Origin of the sequence: Croceicoccus pelagius, assembly GCF_001661915.1 — a bacterium.
GTDB lineage: Bacteria > Pseudomonadota > Alphaproteobacteria > Sphingomonadales > Sphingomonadaceae > Croceicoccus > Croceicoccus pelagius.
Genome location: NZ_LYWY01000037.1, coordinates 57,233 through 79,243, shown reverse-complemented (window position 1 = coordinate 79,243; position 22,011 = coordinate 57,233). Strand labels below are relative to the sequence as shown.

The following is a 22,011-nucleotide window of genomic DNA, read 5'->3' as shown; positions in this document are numbered from 1 at the left end:
CCTTCGCTGATGGAGGGAACCGGACATGTCGCGCACGACGCAGGCTCTGGAGCACGAAGTCGCGGCGATCATCGCCTTGCGCTCGGGACCGCAGGGGCCGCGCGTGCTGCGCGAGATCGACGCGCATTTCGGCCGCATCATGCGGCTTATCGCGCCGCGCATCAGGCACTTCACGCGGGTCTATGGCCTGGTCGACATGGCCGACGATGCCGAACAGGTTTGTGCCATCGGCGTCCACCGCGCGATCTGCGACTATGATCCCGCCCGCGCGCTTTTCACTACGTTCGTGAACTGGCAACTGCGCTGCGAGCTTCAGGCCCTGCGCCACCGCGTCCGCTTGGATTCACGAGACAGCGCAAAGCGCGTCGGCGCGCGTACCGTCTCGCTCGACGCGATGATGGGTGAGGGTGATGTCTCCCTCGGCTTCGAGATCGAGGATGAGGACGCCAGCGCCCGGGTAGAAGCGGAAACCTCCGCCCGCATCGCGCAACGTTCCCTCGACGAGATGCTTGACGCGTACGAGGCGATGATGCGCGAAAGAGCGGAAAAGGAGCGCGCCCGTGCCGTCTTGCGGAGCCGCCAGACCATGCCCGGCACTGTCCACCCCGCCGATATTGACGCGTTTGAGCGCGATCTTGCGATGGAGCGCGCCATCGTCACCCGCTACGTCTTTGCCGACAACGACAAGGCCCGCTTCGACCCGGACCACCCGCTCGACCGCGAGAAACAGCGCCAGATCTCCCGCCGCGTCCTGCGCAACATCCGCGCACGGATCGACGGTGCCGCTGCCTGAGCAGCCCGTTCATCAGGGAGGTTTGGAAAGTGGATGCCCCGCGAGGATTCGAACCTCGATAGACGGAATCAGAATCCGTAGTCTTACCATTAGACGACGGGGCAACGGGCAGCCAATCGGCCGCCGAGGGGCGCCCAATATTAGCATCTCCCGCCTGCGTCAAGGCGAGTCTTGCATGGTTTCCGGCCGCGAACTTGTCACTTTAACCACCCGCCGTTAGCATGGGTTCCAGGTTCGCTGCGCATGGCCACTGGCCAGGGGCGCAGTTCATTGATTTTGGATTTGGAAATACAGCATGGCGGATCTGGACCCGCCGGCATCGCAGGACGAGGATCGGCAGACCGCGGACAGGTCGCACGATCCGGGATCGGAAGGGGCACGCAGACCCCCATCTGCCAAGGGCGCGCCGGACAGGCAGTCGAACAACCGGAACAGGCGAGGCAGACCTGCGCGCGGAAACGCTCCGCAGCAGAACGCGAAACCTTCTTCCGGCAACGTTCCGCAGGGCCGCCCCTCGCGGCAGGCCTATGCCGCGATCGACCTTGGCACCAACAACTGCCGCCTTCTCATCGCACGGCCTTCGGGCGAGAACTTCGTCGTGATCGATGCATTCAGCCGCGTCGTGCGTCTGGGCGAAGGCCTGGCGCAGACCGGGCGACTGTCGGACGAGGCGATGGATCGCGCGCTGTCCGCGCTCCACGTCTGCTCGGACAAGCTGAAGCGCCGCAACGTCCACCTCGCCCGCTCGGTCGCGACCGAGGCGTGCCGCCGCGCATCGAACGGCGACGACTTCATCGAACGCGTCCGCCGCGAAACGGGCATCGTGCTCGACGTGATCAGTGCCCAGGAAGAAGCGCGGCTTGCCGTGCTCGGCTGCCATGTCCTCCTCGAACGCGGCGAAGGCCCGGCGATGATCTTCGACATCGGCGGCGGCTCGACCGAACTGGTCCTGATCGAGACCGGCAAGGCCGTTCCGCGCATCGTTGACTGGCAATCGGTGCCGTGGGGTGTCGTCTCTTTGACCGAGAGTTTCCCCGCCAGCAACGCCGAGGAATCCGACAATCAGCGGCTCGAACGGTATCGTGAGATGCGCCGCGCGGTGCATAGATCCTTCTCCGACTTCTCGATGCGTCTCAAACCCTTCCGCTCGCAAGGCGGCGAGGACGGTCTGCGGCTTCTGGGCACCAGCGGCACTGTCACCACGCTGGCCAGCCTGCACCTCGGCCTGCCGCAATACGATCGCCGCGCGGTCGACGGGCTGATCGTCGAGGCGCTGGCCATGCGCGACATCGCCAAGCAGCTTTCGCACATTTCGCCCGAGGAACGGCAGGCGCTGCCCTGCATCGGGCGCGACCGTGCCGAACTGGTCGTCGCGGGCTGTGCGATCCTGGAAACGATCCTCGACCTCTGGCCTGCCGCCCGCCTTGGCGTTGCCGATCGCGGCATTCGCGAGGGTATTCTGCGCTCGCTCATGGGCGGGGCGAGACTGGATCAGCCGCGCGCTCTCGCCCAGCGTGAAAAACCGCTGTAAGAGGCGCGCCATGAGCAGATCGGGTCAGGACCGCCAGAAGCTGAAAAGCAACAAGAAGCGTACTGCGTCGTCGGCGCGCTGGCTGGCGCGTCAGCTGAACGATCCTTACGTCGCGCAGGCCAAGGCGGACGGCTATCGCAGCCGCGCCGCTTACAAGCTGAAGGAGCTGGACGAGAAGTTCGCGCTTCTGAAGAAAGCGAACGCCGTCGTGGATCTGGGCATTGCACCGGGTGGGTGGAGCCAGGTCGTTGCGCAACGCCGTCCGCAGGCGAAGATTGTGGGCATCGACCTGCTCGACGTCGATCCCCTGCCCGGCGTGACGATCTTCAAAATGGACTTCATGGATGACACGGCACCCGACGCGCTGATGGAGGCATTGGGTCAGGCTCCCGATCTTGTCCTGTCCGACATGGCGGCGAACACTGTCGGTCATAAACAGACCGACCACTTGCGCACGATGGGTCTTGTCGAAACGGCGGTCGACTTTGCAGTCCAGACACTGGCGCCGGGCGGCGATTTCGTGGCCAAGGTCTTTGCCGGCGGCACCGACAAGGCGCTGCTCGACATCCTGAAAAAGAACTTCCGCACCGTTAAACACGCCAAGCCTCCTGCCAGCCGCAAGGGCAGTTCGGAATGGTACGTGATCGCCCAGGACTTCAAGGGCCGCGCCGAAGAGGCTTGAGGCTCGAGGAACCGCACGGCCTGCCGGTCAGTTGATCGGGCATGGCAGACGCACACGGCATCAAGATCACCGAAGACGGCCCCTACGAGGTAAGCGCTTCGCTTCCCCTCATCGATCAGAAGATCGAAACCGGCCCGGACGGCGCTTCGCTCGACTGGGCGAAGACCGGCGAACATGATGCCGAACCGACGTATTATCTGTGCCGCTGCGGGCACAGCGCCAACAAGCCGTTCTGCGACGGCAGCCACGAGGACACCGATTTCGACGGCACCGAGACGGCGGATCGCAGCGGCTTCGTCGAAAAGGCGAATAAGCTCGAAGGCCCGCGCTATCATCTGCTCGACAAGGAAGACCTCTGCGCCGTGGCACGGTTCTGCGACACGTATCAGACCGTTTGGAAAGAGGTGGAGCGGACCGACGAGGACGAAATCGCAGACGTCTTTCTCAACCAGATCGCCCGCTGCCCATCGGGGCGGCTCGTCGCGGTCGACGCCGAGAGCGGTGACATGGTCGAACACCCGCGCGACCCCCGCATCTCGACGACGCAGGACCCGGCAGAGGAATGTTCGGGCCCGCTCTATGTCGAAGGCGGCGTGTCGCTGACCGGCGCGGATGGAGAGCGCTACGAGTCCCGCAACCGCATGGCGTTATGCCGTTGCGGTGCGAGCGGGAACAAGCCGTTCTGCGACGGCTCGCATATCAAGATCGGCTTTTCCGACCGCGATTAACGCACCTGCAGCTCGTGCTGCTCGTACAAGGTGCCCTTGCGCATTACATGGCTGATCTGGCGAAAGGCGGTAACGTTCTTGCGCGGGTCTTCGGCCATGACGAGCAGGTCGGCTGACTTCCCCGCCGTTAGCGAGCCTGTTTCTGCGTCGACACCCATCGCCTTCGCGCCGGCGATTGTTGCGGCCTCGATCACTTCGCCAGGGGGCATGCCCGCGGCCTGCATCGCTTCCATCTCCCAGTAGATCGACGCGCCGTGGAGCGTCAGCGGATTGCCGGCATCGGTGCCGACCGCTATCCGCCCGCCCGCATCGCGAACGGCGCGCAAATTGTGCTCCATGATCGCCTGCTCCCGTCCTATTGCCAGCGCCCTGTCGACGACGTAATCGGGCGTGAGACGCTCGGCCAGTCCCTTAAGCCCTTCGGGCGTGACGATCCGCTCGATGATCGCATCGTCCACGCACTTGCCCGGATCGTCGATGGTGTAGGCAGCGCCCGTCGCGACGGCAGCCATTGCGCGAAGCCAGCCTTCGCCAACGACGATGGTGGGCGTGTAGACCGTGTCGTTCACTTTCAGGAGGTCGAGAAACTCGGCATCGACGGGCTTGTCGTCGACGCTGTGAACCAGAATCGTCGCTCCGGCGCGCAGGGCGGCCTTGGCCTCCTCCAGTCCGGTCGCGTGGACGATGAGGGGCAGGCCCGCTTCCCGCGCCAGCTTTCCGGTCAAAAGCAGGCGGTTCTCCAGTTCCTCGCGCAGTTCGGGCTTGGGCTTCAGGAACCAGACCTTTACCGCATTAGAGCCGATGGCCTGAAGATGCGCGATGGCTGCACGCACCTCGTCGTCGGTGTCGAATGGCAGAAATGGTGCGAGTTCAGGATGGCCACCCGCGACGTAATTCTCATTATACTCGCTGGCATGCGTGATCAGCGGGCCTGCCGCGCGGGCGCGCGCGCGATCGGGACGGTCGGTATCGGTCGCCTGCTCGCCCGTAACGCTCCAGTCAGCACCGCCGACATCAAAAACCGAGGTAATGCCTGAACACAGATAGGCCCGGTGCCAGCGCCCCGGATCGGCCCGAAGCGTGGCCATGGTTTCGTGGTAGGGATAGATATCCGGCGCACTCAACCCATCTGGCCGTCCGTCGAGCCAGCCGGTCTGGGCGAAATGGACATGAGAGTCGATAAGGCCCGGCGTTACGTAACGCCCGGCAAGCTGGACGATCTCGGCCTTCTTCGGGACCTTGCAGTCGTCTGCGGTTCCGATGCAGGAAATCCGCCCGTCGTCGACAATGATCACGCTGTCCTCGATCGCGGTGCCGGTTCCGTCGATGGCGGTGGCCCCGACAAGCGCTGTGGTCTTTGCGTGTATCGGCGATGCCGCCAGCGCAACTGCGGCGAGCCCGATATATGTGGTTCTTTTCATGCGACCCCCAATCCTGTTCGAAAGGGAAGATGCACGACTGGTTACTCGATTTGAAGTGCGTGGTCAGACGCTGTAGCCGAATTCGTCCCACGCGCCCCGGCCATATCTGGTGCCTTCGTGCAGTTCGAAATAGCGGGCGTTCGAATTGCGAAAGGTCGCGAAACGGTCCTCGATCGCGACAGGTTCGGCGCGGCGCGTCAGCGTGGCGGCAAGGCCGCTCGCCGCGAGCGCCGCCTCGGCATCTTCGCACAAGTCTTCATAGCGAAGGACATGGCAGTCATCCTCGCGCATGTCGGCAAGCGCGGCGGAATGGGCGACGTTCCAGTGCATCATCAGTTCGGGAAGCGAAGTCTTGGCCCACTTCTGCGTAGCGGCCGCCGCTGCGCGCGGATCGCGGGTCAGGATGACGAAACGTGCGCCGGGGAAGACCTTCCGCAGCCAGCCTATCCTCGCGAGGTTGGGCGGGCTCTTTTCCAGCAGCGCTGGGGCATTGCCGACCACGAAGGGCTTCCACTGGTCGAGGATCTGCGTGCCAAGCGCCGGATTGAACGCGAACCTGCCCGGTCCGCCGAACGACTTGGCGGTCGAATAGACGGTCTGGATATGCTGCCCCTCGTTCTCGGGCACCGAGGCGCGCAGGATCGAGAGTTCGAAATGCGAGGCGAGGTAATGTTCGAGCAGGGTCGTCCCGCTGCGATGGAGCCCGCAGATGAAGACCATGCGTTCGATCCGCGGGTCTTCGGCATAGTCGAAACCGGGAAGCCGGGCAGGGGCCTGCGGCTTCGATCTGGTCAGGAAACGCATGGGTCAGGCGGGACCTTCACAAGGATGGGGCGCAAAAAAAAGGGCCGTACGAATACGGCCCTTTTTCGATGTATGTCTGCGAGACGTCAACGCTTCGAGAACTGGAAGCTACGACGTGCCTTTGCACGGCCGTACTTCTTACGCTCGACCACGCGGCTGTCGCGGGTGAGGAAGCCGGCCGCCTTGACGGTGCCGCGCAGAGCAGGCTCGTACTTGGTGAGAGCCTGCGAGATACCGTGCTTCACGGCGCCTGCCTGACCCGAGAGGCCACCACCCTTGACGGTGGCGACGACGTCGTACTGGCCCTGGCGATCGGTGATCGAGAAGGGCTGGTCGATGACGAGACGCAACGTGGGACGCGCGAAGTAGACTTCCTGGTCGCGGCCGTTGACGATGACCTTGCCCGAGCCGGGCTTGATCCAGACGCGTGCGACGGCGTCTTTGCGGCGGCCGGTTGCGTAGGCGCGGCCGAACTTGTCCAGCTGCTGCTCGCGCAGCGGCGTGGTGGGGGCCTGGGCTTCGGTGTTCTCGATCTCGGTGCCTTCGGTAAGCTCGGCGAGATCGGAAAGGTCCTTAACTTCGTTGTCGGCCATTATGCACCAACCTTGTTCTTGCGATTGCGGGCAGCGACATCGAGCACGGCGGGCTTCTGACCGTCGTGCGGGTGTTCGGTGCCGGCGTAGAGGTGGAGAGCCTTCATCTGCTGACGGCCAAGCGGGCCACGCGGAACCATACGCTCAACGGCCTTTTCAAGCACGCGCTCAGGGAAGCGGCCTCCGAGGATCTTCGCCGGGGTCGTTTCCTTGATGCCGCCGGCATAGCCGGTGTGCTTGTAGTATTTCTTGTCCTGCGTCTTGTTGCCGGTGAACTTCACCTTGTCCGCGTTGATGACGACGACATGGTCGCCGCAATCGACGTGCGGGGTGTAGCTCGGCTTGTGCTTGCCGCGCAGGTGGTTGGCGATGATCACCGCCAGACGACCGACGACGAGACCGTCGGCGTCGATGATGTGCCACTTCTTTTCGACCTCGGCCGGCTTGATCGACCGGGTCTGGGTGCTGATTGCCTTCATGGCTTTCAGTTCCTTACGTTGAAAAAACAGAATCGCCACGGGGCTGCCGCGGCGAGTTGGCGCGCTTTTGTGCGCATCGGTGCCGCAAGTCAAGCAAATCGGGGGCTTTCGGGCGCGGTAAAATAATACCGTTCAGAGTCAGCCGTTGCGTGCGACCGTCCCAATCCCCGCGAGCCACGCCAGCGTCTCGCCCCCTGCGGCCCCGCAAGTCCAACCCGTTATCGCGGGGGTTTCGTAGGGGTGTAGCTCTTCCAACCGGGCGACCGCGCGGTGGAGCATGTCGGCCCGCGTCTTGAACAGCGCGCCGACTTCATCGCCGGCGCCGCGCTCGCCATGCCAGACGTAGCGCGACTTGATCGGGATCATGTTGCAGCAGGCGATCAGGCCTTCGTCGAGCAGCGCGTCGGCGACCTTTGCGGCGCTATCTTCGTCCTCGAAGGGAGCCCAGATCAGCGCCGCCCCGCTCATTTCATCACGCTTCCCGGCATCCTGTCGCGAAAGCCCAGCGCGTGTGCGCCCCAGACCGTAGTGACGAGCACCAGCGCGCCGACGACCTGGTGGGCGACAGCGACCCAGATTTCCATGCCGGTCCAGATCGTCGCGATGCCGAGCAAGATTTGCGTTCCGAAAGCGGCGTGAATGAAGATAGAGATATGGCGATGCCTTGCTCGCAGCCGGCGGCCCATTACGACAAGCGCGGCGACCGCGACCCATGCCCACCAGCGATGGATGAAGTGCACGAGATACGGGTCGGCCGTGAACGCGAAAAGTGCGCCGCGCGACCAGTCGATGCCCTCGGGAAACAGGCTGCCCTGCATCAGCGGCCACGAATTGAGCAGCCCGCCGCCTGCGACATAGCCCGCGTCGAGACCTGCCATCCATGCACCGTAAAGCAGCTGTACCGCCAGGACCGCAAGAACACCGACGCTGAAGCCCGAAAGCCCCGCATGCGGATCGCTGCGCGCCCAGTTGCGCAAGTCGAGCGCGGTCCAGACCAGGCCGCCCAGCGTGAACAGCGCGGTCATCAGGTGGATCGAGAGCCAGTAGTGCGAAACGTCGGTCCGCATATCCAGCATCGCTTCGGCGCCAACGCCCGACCGGACCATCATCCAACCGAACACACCCTGCAGGCCGCCAAGCGCCAGAAGCGCCAACAGGCGCGGCTTGTATCCGGCCGGAATAGCCCCGCGAAACCAGAACCATGCCAGCGGCAGAGCAAAGGCCATGCCGATCAAACGCCCCAGCAGGCGGTGAAACCATTCCCAGAAGTAGATGAATTTGTATTCGGCCAGCGTCATGCCGGCCGGGCCGTTCACCTCGATATATTCGGGGATCTGCTTATAGGCGTCGAACTCGGCCTGCCACGCGGTTTCGCTAAGGGGCGGCAAGGCGCCGGTCACCGGCTTCCATTCGGTGATGGACAGTCCCGATTCGGTGAGACGGGTAATGCCACCCACTGCGATCATCAGGATTACGAGTGCCGCAACGAACGCCAACCAGCGCGACAGGGCCAAAGGCCTCTCGCTGCCATACCGGACGGAATCGGGGGGATAGATAAGGGCCGTTTTCATCTCTTCGGCCCCGCATCTGCGTCGCTTTGGCGCAAAGCGCAAGGGCGTCTCGCCGATTCCGCTTGTTAAATGATATAATGTTACATACATGACCCCTCATGGAACGACCAAGCTATGCGACGCGGCTGAAGCTGGACCGGATGGGAATCGCCCTTTCCGGCCTGTGTGCCGTGCATTGCGTGGCCAGCATCCTGCTTGTCGGGCTGCTGGGGCTTGGCGGGCAGTGGTTGCTCGCACCTGAAATCCACGAATTCGGTCTCGGCCTTGCGATCCTCGTCGGCGCGGCGACCATCGGGGTTGGCGTCCTGCGCCATGGCCGGATGATGCCGCTGGCCGTCGGCGGTTTCGGCCTCGCGCTGATGGGCGTGGCTCTGACCGTTCCGCATGGCGCGCATGAAGCTTTCCTGACGATCGCGGGTGTCGTTTGTGTTGCCATCGCGCACGTCATGAACCTACGCGCGCATTCCTTCTGATTGCCCGACAAAAGCACCGGCCGCCCCCGCCCTCTTGCATGGCGGAGCTTGAAGCGGCGGGCAAAGCGGCTATGTCGCCTTCCATGTCCGAACAGATCTCCATCATCGTCAACGGCGAGACCCGCCGTATTCCCCGCGGCAGCTCGATCGCGGACCTAGCCCGCCTGCTCGAACTGGACCCTGCGAAAGTCGCGGTGGAGCGCAATGGCGACATCGTCCCGCGCTCTACCCTCGAAGGCGTGGGTCTGGCGCAGGGCGACAAGCTGGAAATCGTACATTTCGTGGGAGGTGGTGACGTGAGTCCGGTAGGCGACGATAGCTGGTCGGTGGCCGGCCAGACCTTCCGTTCGCGCCTGATCGTGGGCACGGGCAAGTACAAGGATTTCGAACAGAACGCCGCCGCGGTCGAGGCGAGCGGGGCCGAGATCGTCACCGTCGCTGTACGCCGCGTCAACGTGTCGGACCCCAAGGCGCCGATGCTGACTGACTATATCGATCCGAAGAAGATCACCTACCTGCCCAACACGGCGGGCTGCTTCACTGCCGAAGACGCGATCCGCACCCTGCGTCTTGCGCGCGAGGCGGGCGGCTGGGACCTCGTGAAACTCGAAGTTCTGGGCGAGGCAAAGACGCTCTACCCCAACATGATCGAGACTCTCCGCGCCACCGAAGTCTTGGCCAAGGACGGCTTCAAACCGATGGTGTACTGCGCCGACGACCCGATCGCGGCCAAGCAGCTGGAAGACGCCGGCGCCGTCGCGATCATGCCGCTGGGCGCGCCGATCGGTTCGGGTCTCGGCATTCAGAACCGCGTTACAATCCGCCTGATCGTTGAAGGCGCAAGCGTGCCAGTGCTGGTCGATGCCGGCGTCGGTACGGCCTCGGACGCTGCCGTCGCAATGGAACTGGGCTGCGAAGGCGTCCTGATGAACACCGCCATCGCCGAGGCGAAGGACCCGATCCTGATGGCCCATGCCATGAAACTCTCGGTCGAGGCAGGCCGCGCCGCCTATCGCGCAGGCCGCATGGCCACACGCAAGTACGCCGACCCGTCGAGCCCGCTTGCCGGGTTGATCTGATGCAGATCTTCACGGTTGGTGACCTAACCAACCAGATGATGGAAGGCTTTCGACTGCCCTCGCGGCTGTTGTCGGTGCTCAAAGAACTTGCGACCGCGCGGCAGCATCTGATCAATGTTGATCCGGCGTACGATCCGATGGTCCACGGAGAATTGACCGCAGTCGGTGCGTTTAGCGCGGCGGCAGCCAAATCCGGCTATCTCACGTTGGTCGAGGCCAACGCTAAGAGGGATGGGGCGCGCTCTGGCCGGCATGATCTCATCCTGATTGATCGGGAAGGCCCTTCGACGGCCATCGTAGAGTTCAAGATCGGTTGGCCAAACGAACGAAAGCCAAACTACATCAAGGGGCTTTTGGCAGCAGCAGTTGCTGACGTTACGGCCCGAGACTTTGCAACAGATTGTATCCGTCTGGGAATTGCGATCTATGTTCCTTGGCAGGCTGGATCATCCAAGATGCCGGAAAATTTCGCCCAATCGGCTATCGATTGGGCGACTACGTGCGCTGAGGAGGATGGGGCGCACCTATCGATCAGAATCGACTCGAGTAAGGGGCCGCTTCTGATCTCGATCGCATCAGCCTAATCGTAGAGCGAGAAAATTAACCCGCGTCTTAACCCGATCCTAACCCCGTTTCGCGCAAGCTTGCCGGACAGCCCCGCATAGTCTTCGCAGGGACGGCGCAATGCGAGAAGGAAGGATCATGGCGCAGCTCGACACGGCATCTCTGGCAATCGCGGAACTTCGCGAATTTGCCGAGTTCGACCCGGCGGAGCAACGTTATATCCGGCGAGGTCTCGACATCGGCCTCGCCCGCGCCGACGCGCTGGCCCGCTGGGCGCGCAATCCCGATGAGGCTTCATCGATCCGCCGCCAGACGCTGGCCTACCAGCAGCTTCGCACGCTTCGCGCCGCGCTTCCTGCGATGCAGAGCGGCGAGCGGATGGAGCGCTTCATGGGACGCCTCATCGCGCTGACCGCGGCAGATCTTGTCGAAGGGTGCATCAACGGGTTCGCGGCCTACCGCTTCCTTTACGAGCGTCTGCTCGGCCCGGAAGTGCGTCCCTGGCTGCCCGCGGCCTTCTGTGCCGCCTCTGCGCTGCCGCAGATTGTGCCAGAACGGCGCAAGGTGCTGCTCCATTCGATCAGCGAGGCGGCCGCATGCGCTCCGGGCTGGTCAAAGCGCCGCCCGGGATTCTATCCTGACTGGATCGAAGACCAGTCGGCGGAGATCCATTGAGCGCTATCACGGGACAGCCGGTGCCCGAAACCGGCGGGAACGGACCCCATTGGGACGAAATCTGCAGCTGGCGTGGCCGCTGCATGAACCTCTACGCGCGCAGTGACGAGATCATCTGCGAAACGCTGATGGTTGCCGAAGCCGCCGGGCACGAGGTCGACCTGACTCTTCCGCCACACGAACAGCTTGGCATTCTGCGCGATCTTGCAGAGGCGGAGACAGGGGGCGAGGGCAAGCGTTCGAACGTCGTGCGTGCCATTGACGCCTGGTCCAAACTGGGCGTGCGCCGGCCTTTCGTGGTCAGCGGGGTGATCACTGCGCTCATGCAGAACAAGGAACGCTGGCACGCCCGCTTCGATTCGATGACCGGCAGCGGCGGCAGCGTGAAGATCGAACAATGGGTCGCCGACAAGGTCGAGGCCGAAGCGTTCGAAGAAGTACTCGACGCGGCCTACACCCTGCTCAGCATCGAGCTGGAGCAGTTCCAGACCAACTTCGGTTTCTGATCTAGCTCTTGTACATCGCCGCGATCCGCTCGGCATAGCGGTCGCGGATCTTGTGGCGCCGGATCTTCAGCGACGGCGTCATTTCGTGGTTCTCTATCGTGAATGCCTCGTCCGCGAATTCGAATCGGCGCACCTTTTCGATTACCGACAGGTCGACGTTCACCCGGTCCACCGCCTTGCGGACCGCCGCCTTGAATTCGGGATTGTCCTTAAGCTTGGTCCAGTCGATATCGGCACCGTTCTCACGAGCCCAGTCGCGGGCCCATTCGGCATCGGGCACGATCAGGCCGACGATGTACGGTTTGCGATCGCCCGAGACCATGGCCTGCGCGATCTCCGGCTCCAGCGTCAGCATGCCCTCGACACGTTGGGGCGCGACGTTGTCGCCCTTGTCGTTGACGATCATGTCTTTCTTGCGGTCGGTGATCTTGATCCGCCCGCGTTCGTCGAAATGGCCGATGTCGCCAGTGTGGAGCCAGCCGTCGACGAGCGCCTTCGCGGTTTCCGATGCGTTTTGCCAATACCCGTACATCACCATTTCGCCGCGCGCGAGAATCTCGCCGTCCTCGGCAATGCGGACTTCGGCGCCATGCAGAGGCGGGCCGACGGTATCCATCTTCAGACCCGTCTTGGGCCGACACACCGAGATGACCGGCCCGCTTTCGGTCTGCCCATAACCCTGCATCAGCGGCAGACCGAGCCCGGTGAAGAAATAGCCGATTTCGGGGTTGAGCGGCGCACCGCCCGATACCATAGCCTTGATCCGGCCGCCGAACCTCGCCCGCACTTTGGGGCGCAGCAGCTTGTCCAGCACCCGGTCTTCCACGGCGTCGATCAAAGGGCGGCGCTGGTCGTTCGATTCGCGTTCGGCCAAGGCCATCGCCCGATCGGTCAGGATCTGCGCGGCCTTCCCTTGCTTCTGCAGTTGCTTCAGGATCCGTGCGCGCAAGACTTCGAACAGACGCGGGACAACGACCATGATCGTCGGGCGGACCTCCTCGATATTGCCGGCCAGTTTGTCCAGCCCTTCCGCATAGTGGATCGTCGCGCCAAGTCCGATCGGCAGGAACTGCCCGCCGGTATGTTCGTAAGCGTGGCTGAGCGGCAGGAAGGACAGGAAGCTTTCCTGTTCCCACCCCAGATCCTCGGCGATCACTCGCGCCGCGCCGCCGCAGTTCATCAGGATCGCGCCATGATGCTGGCGAACCCCGCGCGGCGCTCCTCCGGTGCCGCTGGTGTAGATGATGCAGGCAAGATCGGCGCGTTGAACCGCCTCCATGCGCCTGGCCACAGACTCGAAAGCCGCGTCCGCGTCGCCGGTCAGCATGTCCGACAAGGTGTGGAAACGCGCCGTGCCGACCTGCTGCTGCTTCAGCGGTTCGAAAGCGATCACGTGTTCGACCGACGGGCTGTTGAGGACGGCGGGAAGGAGGGTCTTGGCCAACTTGGCCGATGAGACGAAAGCCGCGCGCGCGCCGGAATTTTCCAGCACGTGCAAGTGATCGGACGTCGTGTTGGTGGTATAGGCCGGAACGCTGACAAGGCCCGCGGCCATGATCGCAAGGTCCGCGATGCACCATTCGGGCCGGTTCTCGCTAACGATGACGACGCGGTCGCCCTTGTTGAGGCCGATGGTCAGCATCGCTTCGGCCAACAGGGTAACCTGGCGGGCGACTTCGCTCCAGCTCAGCGGCTGCCAGCTTCCGTCGATCTTGGCATAGAGGAAGGGGGCATCGCCCAAACGTTCGGCGCGATGCAGGAAAAGCGAGACGAGGTTCTGCGCCTCGTCGATCTCGGCAATGGTGAACCCGTTCGGGCCCGAATGCGGTCCACCCGCAGTGGTTTTCGCCATGCGGCGTGTCCTTCCTTTCCTCTCCGTAATGCGCTTCTACGGCGCACGTTCCCTAGCGGCAACCTATTGAGAGACCGCCATCCCCTCGCTTCTGCGGTCTGCGGCGCCGACGTATTCGCCGTCCACCAGCTCCACCGCGTTGGCCTTGTAGGTACCGGGCCTCGTCATCACTTTGGCATGGCCGAGCGCCTGCAGAGCAGGGATCATCGCCACAAGCACAGTGCCTTCCTCGACGAAGACGGTATCGCCCGGTGCGTAGATCACCGGCAGGTCGATCGCGTCCTGCGCGCTCATGTCCCAGTCGATGACCGCGATCAGCGCCTTGGCGACTTGCGTGATGATCGTGGAGCCGCCGGCCGCGCCAACGGCAAGGCGGAAGGTGCCGTCGGGGCCATAGACGATCGAGGGCGACATTGAGGAACGCGGACGCTTGCCGCCCTCGACGCTGTTTGCCGTGCCGGTCGCGAAGTTGAAGTCGGTCAGTTCGTTGTTGAGGTAGTAGCCGTTCACCATCAGCCCCGATCCGAACGCGCTTTCGACCGTCGAGGTATAGCTGGCGATTCCGCCATCGCCGTCGATCGCGACGAAATGCGAAGTGCCGTTCTCGGGCTGCGGATCGGCCATGCTCATGATCGCCATCGCGCCCGGCGGCAGACCGGGCTGCGGATCGGCGATCGTGCTGTCGGCGCTGATCTGCTGTCCGCGCTTTACGAGGTAGCCCTCGTCCATCAGGCCCGGCAGCGGAACGTCGACGAAGTCGCTGTCGCCCAGCCAGCGCCCGCGGTCGGCAAAAGCAAGGCGGGTCGATTCGGCAATCAGGTGCCATGCAACCGGACTTTCGGGACCATAGGCGCGCATGTCGAAACGCTCGATCTGCTTGAGAATCGCATAGACGGTCGTCGCGCCGGAAGATGGCGGACCCATGCCGCAGATGACGTACAGCCGGTAGGTGCCGCAGGCTGAAGGCCGTTCTTTCGCTTCGTATGCAGCGACATCGGCGAGCGTCATCGCACCTTTGCCCGCAGGTGTTGCCGCGGAAACGGTGCTGGCAACCGCAGCAGCGTTGCTGCCGGTGTAGAATGCGTCCGGCCCTTCGTTGGCTAGGCTTTCGAGGAACGCCGCGAGCTTGGGATTGCGCACCTTGGTGCCGACCGGAAGCGGCTCGCCATCGGCGCCGTAGAACAGGGCACGCCCGTCCGCACTCATCGCGCCGACGGAGCGCCAGCGGTCGAGGCTTTCGCGAAGACGGGGGGAGAGCACGAACCCTTCGCGGGCCAGCGCGATGGCGGGCGCGAACAGGTCTTTCCAAGGCAGCGCGCCGTGTTCGCCATGCGCCCTGGCGACAAGCGCGATATTGCTCGGCACGCCGACGCTGAGCCCACTTTCGACGGCGGCGCGGAACGGCAGCGGTCGGCCCGACGCGTCAAGAAACCGCGCAGGCATGGCGGCGGCAGGCGCGGTTTCGCGGCCATCGTATGTCGTCGGGTCGCCGTCGCCTTCGGGGTCGAGTACGAGGAACCCGCCGCCGCCGATCCCGCTCGACTGCGGCTCCACGACCGTAAGCGCCAGCATCGTCGCCACCGCCGCGTCAGTCGCATTGCCGCCCGCCTTGAGCATGGTGACACCTGCCTCTGCCGCGCGCGGGTCGGCGGCGCTGACCATTCCGGTGGAAGGGAGGGTTGGGCCTGTCTCGGGGCGGGCGGGAGGGGTTTCGGCGGGAACTGTCGCACAGGCGCCAAGGGCGAGCGGCGCGGCGAGAATGGCAATCAGGCGTTGGATCATGGGGCGCAGGCTATTCGCTGCCAACCGCTTCCGCAATCGAGGAAAATCCGTCACGCTCCATCAGGGCGGGCAGGCGGCGCACGATCTTTGCCGCAATGCCGGGCCCTTCATAGACCATGGCTGAGTAGAGCTGCACGAGGCTTGCGCCCGCACGGATGCGTTCCCACGCGTCTTCCGCCGTCGCGATGCCGCCGATGCCGATCAGCGGCATCGCGCGCCCTGTCGCTTTGCGGAAATCGCGAAGCCGCTGCAGCGCCAGCGCCTTGATCGGCGCGCCGGACAGTCCGCCGCCTTCGTCGCGGTGCTTCGAGGCGAGCGGAGGCCGCGTGATCGAAGTGTTCGACACCATCAGCGCGCCCAGCTTCTTGTCGATCGCGATGCGCGAGATCGCATCGACGTCGGCGGGTTCGAGATCGGGTGCGACCTTGAGGAAGACCGGCGGGCCATCCTGTCCCCGCGCATCCAGTACCGCATCGAGCAGGCCGGTCAGCGCAGACTCGTCCTGCAGCGCGCGCAGGCCCGGCGTGTTGGGGCTGGAAATGTTGACTGCGAGATAGCTGGCATAAGGAGCCATGATCCGCGTCATCGTCGCATAGTCGGCGACGCGGTCTTCGCTGTCCTTGTTCGCGCCGATGTTGATGCCGACAACGCCCGGGCGGCCAGCGCGGCGCTTCATGCGGGTCTCGACCGCTTCGGCGCCTTCGTTGTTGAAACCCATGCGGTTGATGACGGCGCGGTCCTCGGCAAGGCGGAACAGGCGCGGTTTGGGATTGCCCTCCTGTGGACGCGGGGTGACGCTGCCCAGTTCCGCAAACCCGAAACCGCAGCGCAGCAGGGCATCGGGCACTTCGCCGTTCTTGTCGAACCCTGCCGCCATACCGACGGGATTGGGGAAGGTAATCCCCGCCACGTCCATCGCGAGCGCCGGATCGGGGCGCGGCGGGCTGGCCAGCAGCGAACTGGGCGTCGTCTTCAGCGCGTCGAGCGCGACACCGTGCGCCTGTTCGGCGTCGAGACGGAAGATGAGCGGGCGCAGCAGCGAATAGACCATGCGCGCGCCTATAAGAGAGGCTTTGTGCAATGTCGAACGGCGGCTGTCTGCAATTTACGCAAAGTCGCATCCGGACAAATCCGCATTTTTCTGCGCGGGCGTGACCGCCGTCACGCGTAGCCGCGCAGACCCCGGCGTAAACCCGTCTTCGACAGCAGATACAGGGCAGGGACTTGGGGGAGTTCCCGTTCTGTACGTTGTGAGCTGAGCCGTCCGTCATGGTCCGAAAGACCAGGGCTCGCTTGCAAGGCCTACCGGCGTTTGTCCGCGCCGGTGTCCGTGGGGGGTGCCCGGATCTTTTACAGGTCCGGGCATTCGCCGTTTCAGGGCCGGGCAATTGGTTTAAAGCTGCAGGAAGTGCCCGAGAACAATTAAATTCTGAAATGCATCATACGGTTGCAACTGAAATAAAATTACGCGTGATAGACGTCACGCGAAATGTTTCAAAAACTCTCGTAGGTCTTGAATGGTCGCTACACGTTACATGCAAGACTGTGGGGAGTTCTTATCATGTATTCCAAGAAGGCTTTCATTGCCATTGTCGCCGCCGGGATCGCTGCTACCGGTACTACGTCAACCGCCCATGCCAAGGAAGAGACGCGTACCATCGAGGTCGATACCTGGGGCTTCGATCTCACCAGTGAGGAAGGGGTCAAGGACCTACGCCGCTTGGTCAAGCGCGCGGCGCGCACGGTATGCGAACCCAAGGGGATGCGCGGCGTTGGCACCATGGCCTTTGAGCGAAAGTGCATGAACGAAACGCTCGAACGCACCGAAGTGCAGGTCGCAGCCGTCATCGACTCGCGGGTCAAGCTTCCGGTCATGGTCGCTGCAGACCCGATCAGGGCTCCGCGTTCGTCCGCACGCTAAACCGTGCGGTAATTGACCGGAGAAGTCCGGACCCGAAAGGGTTCGGACTTTCTCCATTTGTGCTAACCACTTGCTTGCAACGACCGTCATAGGGGAGGACGGAACTTGATCGAGGATCGTAAATGCCGATGAAGCCGACGCTTCCCGCGATCATCACGGCGGCGCGCGCGGGCGCGCTCGACCATGCCGAACATCTCTTCAAGGCCGGCGGTTTCGAAAGCCGGGAAGAATCCTCGACGCTCGCGGTGAAGGGCCGCTTGCGTAAGGATCGCGCTTTGCGCCTTACAGGCGAGGAGCGGCGCGCAATGATGGCCGAGGCCGCCGCCCTTTACGAACGTGCCGATGCCCTGCTGCCCCAGCCCTATACCCGCATCAACGTCGCGACCCTGCGCCTGCTTTCAGGCGATGACGCGGGCGCACGCGAATTGGCCGCATCGATCGCGGACTGGCTCGAAAACGACCGCGAACTGGCCGAAACGCCGTTCTACCTGGCCGCGACAAGGGCCGAGGCCCTGCTGCTCGTCGGCGACGCTGCAGGGGCGAGGGCGGCACTGATCGCGGCGCTGGAAGCATCGCCCGACAATCACGAGGACATGGCGAGTACGCTGCGCCAGTTGCGCCTGATCGTCGCGGCGAGGGGCGAGGAGGCCGACTGGCTCGACGAATTCCGCCCGCCGCGCTCGCTCCACTTTGCCGGCCACATGGGCGTCGATGCCAGAAACGTCGCCGCTCTGGCGGACCGGATCGACGCCGTGTTGGAGGAAGAGGCGATCGGCCTCGGCTTCGGGGCGCTTGCCGCAGGGGCGGATATCCTCATCGCCGAACGTCTTCTGGCGCGCGGGGCGGAGCTTCATGTCGTCCTGCCGCTGACGCCCGATGCCTTCGTGGCCCAGTCGATCCGTCCCTATGGCGCCGAATGGGAAACGCGTTTCCGCGCCTGTCTCGATGCGGCAGAAAGCCTTGTCACCACTGCGACCGATACCGGTGCCTACGAACCGCTGGCGACCGCGCTTGCTTCCGATGTCGCGATGGGCTGCGCCGTGCTCCATGCCTCGATGATGGGCAGCGAAGCGGTGCAGCTTACCATCGTCGATGACGAGGGCGGCGAACTGGGCAAGGGCCGCGCGACCGCGCGCGACGCGACGCGATGGCAGGACGCGGGCCGCCGCAGCCACCATTTGCGTTGGCCGCGTGTCGAAAGCGTACAGGCCTCTGCGACAAAGCCGCCCGAGGGCCGTCCCGACCGCAGGCTCGCCGCGATGCTGCAGATCGGCTTTGCGGGATTGGATGATCTCGACGAAGCCTCGTTCGAGAAAGCCGCCGACGAACTGCTTTACCCTTTGCGCGACGTGCTCGCGGCGATGGAGGCGCAACCTGCTGTCATGCTGTCGTGCGGGAACACGCGGCTGGCCGCCTTCGGTACGCCCGAGGCCGCATGGGAATTCGCGCGCGAACTGCAATCGCACCGCTTCAAGGCTCCAGTGACGATCGCGGGTCACTATGCCCTCGCCCACTGGTTCGAGGAACCGGCGGCGCTTGCCGGGCGCGGTGTGGCTGACCTTGCACGTCTTGCAGCGCAAGCCCTGCCCGGTGTCGTGACGGTGAGCGAGCCTTTCGCATCGGCCCTGTTCCTTGCCGCTCCGGGCGTGGTCTATGCCGAAGCGGTGGGGGAGTGTGAGGGGCTGACTCTCTTTGCCTTGCGCGATGGCTAGGCGGCTTGCGCCTCTCAGATCAGAAGATCAGTTCCTCGAGCCGGTGTTCGGCCACGATGCGAAGCCCGTTTTCCTCGCGCTTCAAGATCCCCTTCTTTTCCAGCTTGCTGATCGCGCGCGACACGGTCTCGCGTGTGGTCTGAAGGCTGAGCGCAAATTGCGTCAGCACTGGCGGCGGCGAAATCGTGAGGTTCACGCCGCCTCGTGCCAGTCGCAACAGTTCGGCATTGATGCGACCCACGGTGGACAGCGTCGAAACTTCGGCCATGCGCCGGTTCTGAGTCATCAACCGTTTCAGCAGGCGGCGCGAGATCGCCATCGCCACGCTGGCATGGGCCGACATCGCGGCGACCATGACGTGCGATTCGAGGCTGCAGGCCGTGCTGTGGCTGACCGCGACGACTTCGTCCCCGGTCTCCGCGCCCGGGCCCTCGTCGGTCAGCGCGCCTTCGCCGAACAGGTCGCCGTCGCGGAACTCCTCGATCACCGCCATGCGCCCGTCGATCGAGATGGCCAGCATCCGCGCATGGCCGCGAATCATCAGGAACAGATGTTCCGCCCGCTCTCCGCTGGCGAGCACGATGTCGCGCGGTTCGAAACTGACGCGCTGCGCCTGCCGCGCGAGCGACTGCGCGACGGCGTCGTCACAGTCGAAACCGCGCGCAATGGCTTGCACCGTTTCAGTATCGGGGTTGCGGATCATGGGTTTGACGATACTGCCGGCCGGTACGGACACGCAACCTGCGGGCCTGTGATATCGGGGTAGGGATTTTGGACATGACCGGGGACGCAGGACCGGGCGGGGGCGACACCTACTGGGCGTTTATCAGCTATTCCCATGGCAATACGCCGTTTGCGGCGTGGCTGCACCGCGCACTGGAAACATATCGCCTGCCGCGTCACATCCGCGCCGAGAATGGCGACGAACAGGCGCTTCCGAAACGCCTGTTCCCCGTGTTCCGCGACCGGCAGGAACTGGAAGCGGCAAACGACCTGGGTGATCGGCTGCGCGAGGCAATCGCCGCATCGCGCTGCCTGATCGTGATATGTTCGCCCGCCGCTGCAAAGTCGCGCTGGGTGGACGAGGAAATCCGCTATTTCCGCAAGGTCCGCCCAGACGGCATGGTGCTGGCCGCGATCCATTCGGGCGAGCCACATGCCAGCGCCATTCCGGGCCGGGAGGACGAGGAATGCCTGCCGCGCGCCCTGCGTTTCGCGATTGCGCCGGATGGCGAACTGACCGACACGCCGATCGAACCGCTGGCTGCCGATTTCCGTGACGGGGGTGACGGCAAACGACTGGCGCGGCTGAAGCTCGTTGCCGGTATCCTCGGGGTAAAGCTCGACCGTATCGTGCGCCGCGATGCACAGCGGCGGCACCGGCGGCTGGCCATCCTTGCCTCGGCTTCCGTCCTCGGCATGATCGGCACCAGCCTGCTTGCCTATACCGCCGTCCGCGCCCGCGACGAGGCGCAGTATCAGCGCGCGCAGGCCGACAGCCTTGTCGAGTTCATGATCACCGACCTGAAGCCGCGCCTGGAAAAGGTGGGCCGCCTCGACGTGCTGGATTCGGTGGGGGAGCGCGCGCTGTCCTATTACGAGGATCAGGACCAGTCCGATCTCGACATCGACGCGCTTGGCCGCAAGGCGCGCGCGCTGCATCTCGTCGGCGAAGTCGCGACGTTGCGCGGACAGACCGAGCAGGCGCGGCGCAGTTTCCTGGAAGCGGCGAGGGCGACAGGCGCTGCCTTGCAGGACGATCCCGATAACTGGCAGCGCGTTTTCGACCATTCGCAAAGCGAGTTCTGGGTCGGCTACGGCTTTTACGAACAGGCCGACTGGCCCAACGCGGAAGTTCATCTGGGCCAGTACCGCGATCTTGGCCGCAAGCTGGTCGAACTGAAGCCCGACGATCCGACCTCCAAGCTGGAAGCAGCCTCGGGCGAACTCAATCTCGGCGTCGTCTATCGCGAGGTCGGGCAATTCGATGATGCGCTCGCTTCGTTCGAGGAGGCCGAGCGGCTTTACCGCCTGATCGAGCCGAAGGACCGGACGACGCAGTCCGCGATCATCCAGGCGATTTCCCACGCGGCGACGACGCGGGCCTATGCCGGGGACGAGGCCGGGGCGGAAAAGACCCGTAAGCGGCAGATCGCGCAGATCGATGCCATCGACGACGGCATGGACCGCCAGTTTGACCGCTATCGCGCCATTGCGCTCGACCAGTTGGCGGGCCTGCGCTTCGGGCTTGGTCGGATGAAGGAAGGCTGCGCGAGCCTTGAGCAGGCCGACCGCCGTTGGCGCGAACTTGTCGCGCTCGACCCCGACAACAAGACCTGGGCCCAGGACCGCGACTTTCACCGTGCGCAGCAGGCGCTTTGCAAGTGGCAGGCGGGCGGCAAGGCGCAGGCCGCGGCGGACTTGCGCGCCATCTCTGCCAAGATCGCCGAGAACGACGGCAAGGGCACCGACGAGGCGGACGAGTTCTATCTTACCGCTCTCGCCTATGCGGCGGGACTGGGCGTTGCCGAGCCGGCAACACTCGATATCTATACAAAACGCGAATATGCTGGTGATTTCGAAGGGCTTACCGCCAACGCGCCTGCCCGCGCCACGATTCTGATCGCGATCGGCGATGCCGCGCCCAAGGGCAGCGCTACGCAGGGCAAGGCATGGGGGCAGGCCGCGAGGATTCTGACTGCATCGCGCCATCGCAAGGTGCTGGAGCGGATCCAGGAACAGAGATTATGCCGCCGAACGCGCGGCAATGGGGAATTCTGCTCGGGGGAAAAGGCTGGCGTGCCTGCTTCTGCTTTCGGGGGAATGTTTGCAGAGTAACGCAAAG

The 22,011-nt window shown here is 64.2% G+C and carries 22 protein-coding genes and 1 tRNA gene; 12 read left to right on the top strand and 11 right to left on the bottom strand.

Annotated elements, in window-relative coordinates; genetic code table 11:
* The first annotated feature begins 25 nt into the window (after positions 1 to 25).
* On the top strand, positions 26 to 793 hold the full coding sequence (locus tag A9D15_RS09760; protein ID WP_066764431.1) for a hypothetical protein: 768 nt from the start codon (positions 26 to 28) through the stop codon (positions 791 to 793).
* Between the two features lie 30 nt (positions 794 to 823).
* Here A9D15_RS09760 and A9D15_RS09755 read toward each other — a convergent pair.
* A tRNA-Gln gene (locus tag A9D15_RS09755) sits at positions 824 to 897 on the bottom strand.
* A 191-nt stretch (positions 898 to 1,088) separates the two neighbouring features.
* On the opposite strand from A9D15_RS09755, the gene A9D15_RS09750 reads away from it, so the two are divergent.
* From A9D15_RS09750 to A9D15_RS09740, 3 genes are read left to right on the top strand one after another with little or no spacing between them, the layout of a single operon-like run.
* The gene (locus A9D15_RS09750; RefSeq protein ID WP_066764429.1) at positions 1,089 to 2,324 is read left to right on the top strand and encodes a Ppx/GppA phosphatase family protein; all 1,236 of its coding nucleotides are present in this window, start codon (positions 1,089 to 1,091) and stop codon (positions 2,322 to 2,324) included.
* A gap of 10 nt (positions 2,325 to 2,334) precedes the next feature.
* Positions 2,335 to 3,006: an RlmE family RNA methyltransferase gene (locus A9D15_RS09745; RefSeq protein WP_066764428.1), complete on the top strand. Its 672-nt coding sequence runs from the start codon at positions 2,335 to 2,337 to the stop codon at positions 3,004 to 3,006.
* Positions 3,007 to 3,047: 41 nt separating this feature from the next.
* Entirely contained in the window at positions 3,048 to 3,734 is a 687-nt protein-coding gene (locus A9D15_RS09740) for a CDGSH iron-sulfur domain-containing protein (protein WP_066764427.1), read from the top strand.
* On the opposite strand, the gene A9D15_RS09735 is transcribed toward A9D15_RS09740, so the two are convergent.
* The 6 genes from A9D15_RS09735 to A9D15_RS09710 form a co-directional block, all read right to left on the bottom strand.
* Positions 3,731 to 5,155: an amidohydrolase family protein gene (locus A9D15_RS09735; protein ID WP_066764425.1), complete on the bottom strand. Its 1,425-nt coding sequence runs from the start codon at positions 5,153 to 5,155 to the stop codon at positions 3,731 to 3,733. The two genes, A9D15_RS09740 and A9D15_RS09735, sit on opposite strands and share 4 nt — an antisense overlap.
* 63 nt (positions 5,156 to 5,218) lie before the next feature.
* A complete protein-coding gene (locus A9D15_RS09730) occupies positions 5,219 to 5,959 on the bottom strand; it encodes a sulfotransferase family protein (protein ID WP_066764423.1) in 741 nt (246 codons plus the stop codon).
* Between the two features lie 86 nt (positions 5,960 to 6,045).
* A complete protein-coding gene (gene rpsI / locus A9D15_RS09725; protein ID WP_066764421.1) occupies positions 6,046 to 6,552 on the bottom strand; it encodes a 30S ribosomal protein S9 in 507 nt (168 codons plus the stop codon).
* Positions 6,552 to 7,031, bottom strand: a complete 480-nt coding sequence (rplM, locus tag A9D15_RS09720; RefSeq protein ID WP_066764419.1) for a 50S ribosomal protein L13 — start codon at positions 7,029 to 7,031, stop codon at positions 6,552 to 6,554. Before rplM ends, rpsI begins: the two co-directional genes overlap by 1 nt.
* Before the next feature lie 138 nt (positions 7,032 to 7,169).
* Positions 7,170 to 7,499: a divalent-cation tolerance protein CutA gene (gene cutA / locus A9D15_RS09715; RefSeq protein WP_066764418.1), complete on the bottom strand. Its 330-nt coding sequence runs from the start codon at positions 7,497 to 7,499 to the stop codon at positions 7,170 to 7,172.
* Positions 7,496 to 8,602 (bottom strand): COX15/CtaA family protein, encoded by a 1,107-nt coding sequence (locus tag A9D15_RS09710; protein WP_066764417.1) that lies wholly within the window; start codon positions 8,600 to 8,602, stop codon positions 7,496 to 7,498. Before A9D15_RS09710 ends, cutA begins: the two co-directional genes overlap by 4 nt.
* Before the next feature lie 98 nt (positions 8,603 to 8,700).
* On the opposite strand from A9D15_RS09710, the gene A9D15_RS09705 reads away from it, so the two are divergent.
* From A9D15_RS09705 to A9D15_RS09685, 5 genes are all read left to right on the top strand, one after another.
* The gene (locus A9D15_RS09705; protein ID WP_066764416.1) at positions 8,701 to 9,075 is read left to right on the top strand and encodes a MerC domain-containing protein; all 375 of its coding nucleotides are present in this window, start codon (positions 8,701 to 8,703) and stop codon (positions 9,073 to 9,075) included.
* 83 nt (positions 9,076 to 9,158) lie between these two features.
* The gene (gene thiS, locus A9D15_RS09700; RefSeq protein WP_082924422.1) at positions 9,159 to 10,154 is read left to right on the top strand and encodes a sulfur carrier protein ThiS; all 996 of its coding nucleotides are present in this window, start codon (positions 9,159 to 9,161) and stop codon (positions 10,152 to 10,154) included.
* On the top strand, positions 10,154 to 10,738 hold the full coding sequence (locus A9D15_RS09695; RefSeq protein WP_066764415.1) for a hypothetical protein: 585 nt from the start codon (positions 10,154 to 10,156) through the stop codon (positions 10,736 to 10,738). Before thiS ends, A9D15_RS09695 begins: the two co-directional genes overlap by 1 nt.
* Before the next feature lie 118 nt (positions 10,739 to 10,856).
* A complete protein-coding gene (locus A9D15_RS09690; protein WP_066764413.1) occupies positions 10,857 to 11,393 on the top strand; it encodes a hypothetical protein in 537 nt (178 codons plus the stop codon).
* Positions 11,390 to 11,899, top strand: coding sequence for a hypothetical protein (locus A9D15_RS09685; protein ID WP_156521737.1), 510 nt, complete (start codon positions 11,390 to 11,392; stop codon positions 11,897 to 11,899). The genes A9D15_RS09690 and A9D15_RS09685 overlap by 4 nt, the downstream gene beginning before the upstream one ends.
* Position 11,900: 1 nt before the next feature.
* Here the strand turns inward: A9D15_RS09685 and A9D15_RS09680 are convergent, their stop codons facing one another.
* The 3 genes from A9D15_RS09680 to A9D15_RS09670 form a co-directional block, all read right to left on the bottom strand.
* Positions 11,901 to 13,751, bottom strand: coding sequence for an AMP-dependent synthetase/ligase (locus tag A9D15_RS09680; RefSeq protein ID WP_066764410.1), 1,851 nt, complete (start codon positions 13,749 to 13,751; stop codon positions 11,901 to 11,903).
* 63 nt (positions 13,752 to 13,814) lie between these two features.
* A complete protein-coding gene (ggt, locus tag A9D15_RS09675) occupies positions 13,815 to 15,533 on the bottom strand; it encodes a gamma-glutamyltransferase (RefSeq protein WP_066764408.1) in 1,719 nt (572 codons plus the stop codon).
* Between the two features lie 10 nt (positions 15,534 to 15,543).
* Complete coding sequence (locus A9D15_RS09670; RefSeq protein ID WP_066764406.1) at positions 15,544 to 16,584, bottom strand: quinone-dependent dihydroorotate dehydrogenase; 1,041 nt, start codon at positions 16,582 to 16,584, stop codon at positions 15,544 to 15,546.
* 510 nt (positions 16,585 to 17,094) lie between these two features.
* On the opposite strand from A9D15_RS09670, the gene A9D15_RS09665 reads away from it, so the two are divergent.
* A complete protein-coding gene (locus A9D15_RS09665; RefSeq protein WP_066764404.1) occupies positions 17,095 to 17,454 on the top strand; it encodes a UrcA family protein in 360 nt (119 codons plus the stop codon).
* Between the two features lie 122 nt (positions 17,455 to 17,576).
* On the top strand, positions 17,577 to 19,166 hold the full coding sequence (locus A9D15_RS09660; protein ID WP_066764402.1) for a tetratricopeptide repeat-containing protein: 1,590 nt from the start codon (positions 17,577 to 17,579) through the stop codon (positions 19,164 to 19,166).
* 19 nt (positions 19,167 to 19,185) lie between these two features.
* On the opposite strand, the gene A9D15_RS09655 is transcribed toward A9D15_RS09660, so the two are convergent.
* Positions 19,186 to 19,902: a Crp/Fnr family transcriptional regulator gene (locus A9D15_RS09655; RefSeq protein ID WP_172807509.1), complete on the bottom strand. Its 717-nt coding sequence runs from the start codon at positions 19,900 to 19,902 to the stop codon at positions 19,186 to 19,188.
* A 41-nt stretch (positions 19,903 to 19,943) separates the two neighbouring features.
* Here A9D15_RS09655 and A9D15_RS09650 point away from each other — a divergent pair, with 41 nt between their 5' ends.
* Positions 19,944 to 22,004, top strand: coding sequence for a toll/interleukin-1 receptor domain-containing protein (locus A9D15_RS09650; protein WP_066764397.1), 2,061 nt, complete (start codon positions 19,944 to 19,946; stop codon positions 22,002 to 22,004).
* The last annotated feature ends 7 nt before the right edge of the window (positions 22,005 to 22,011 follow it).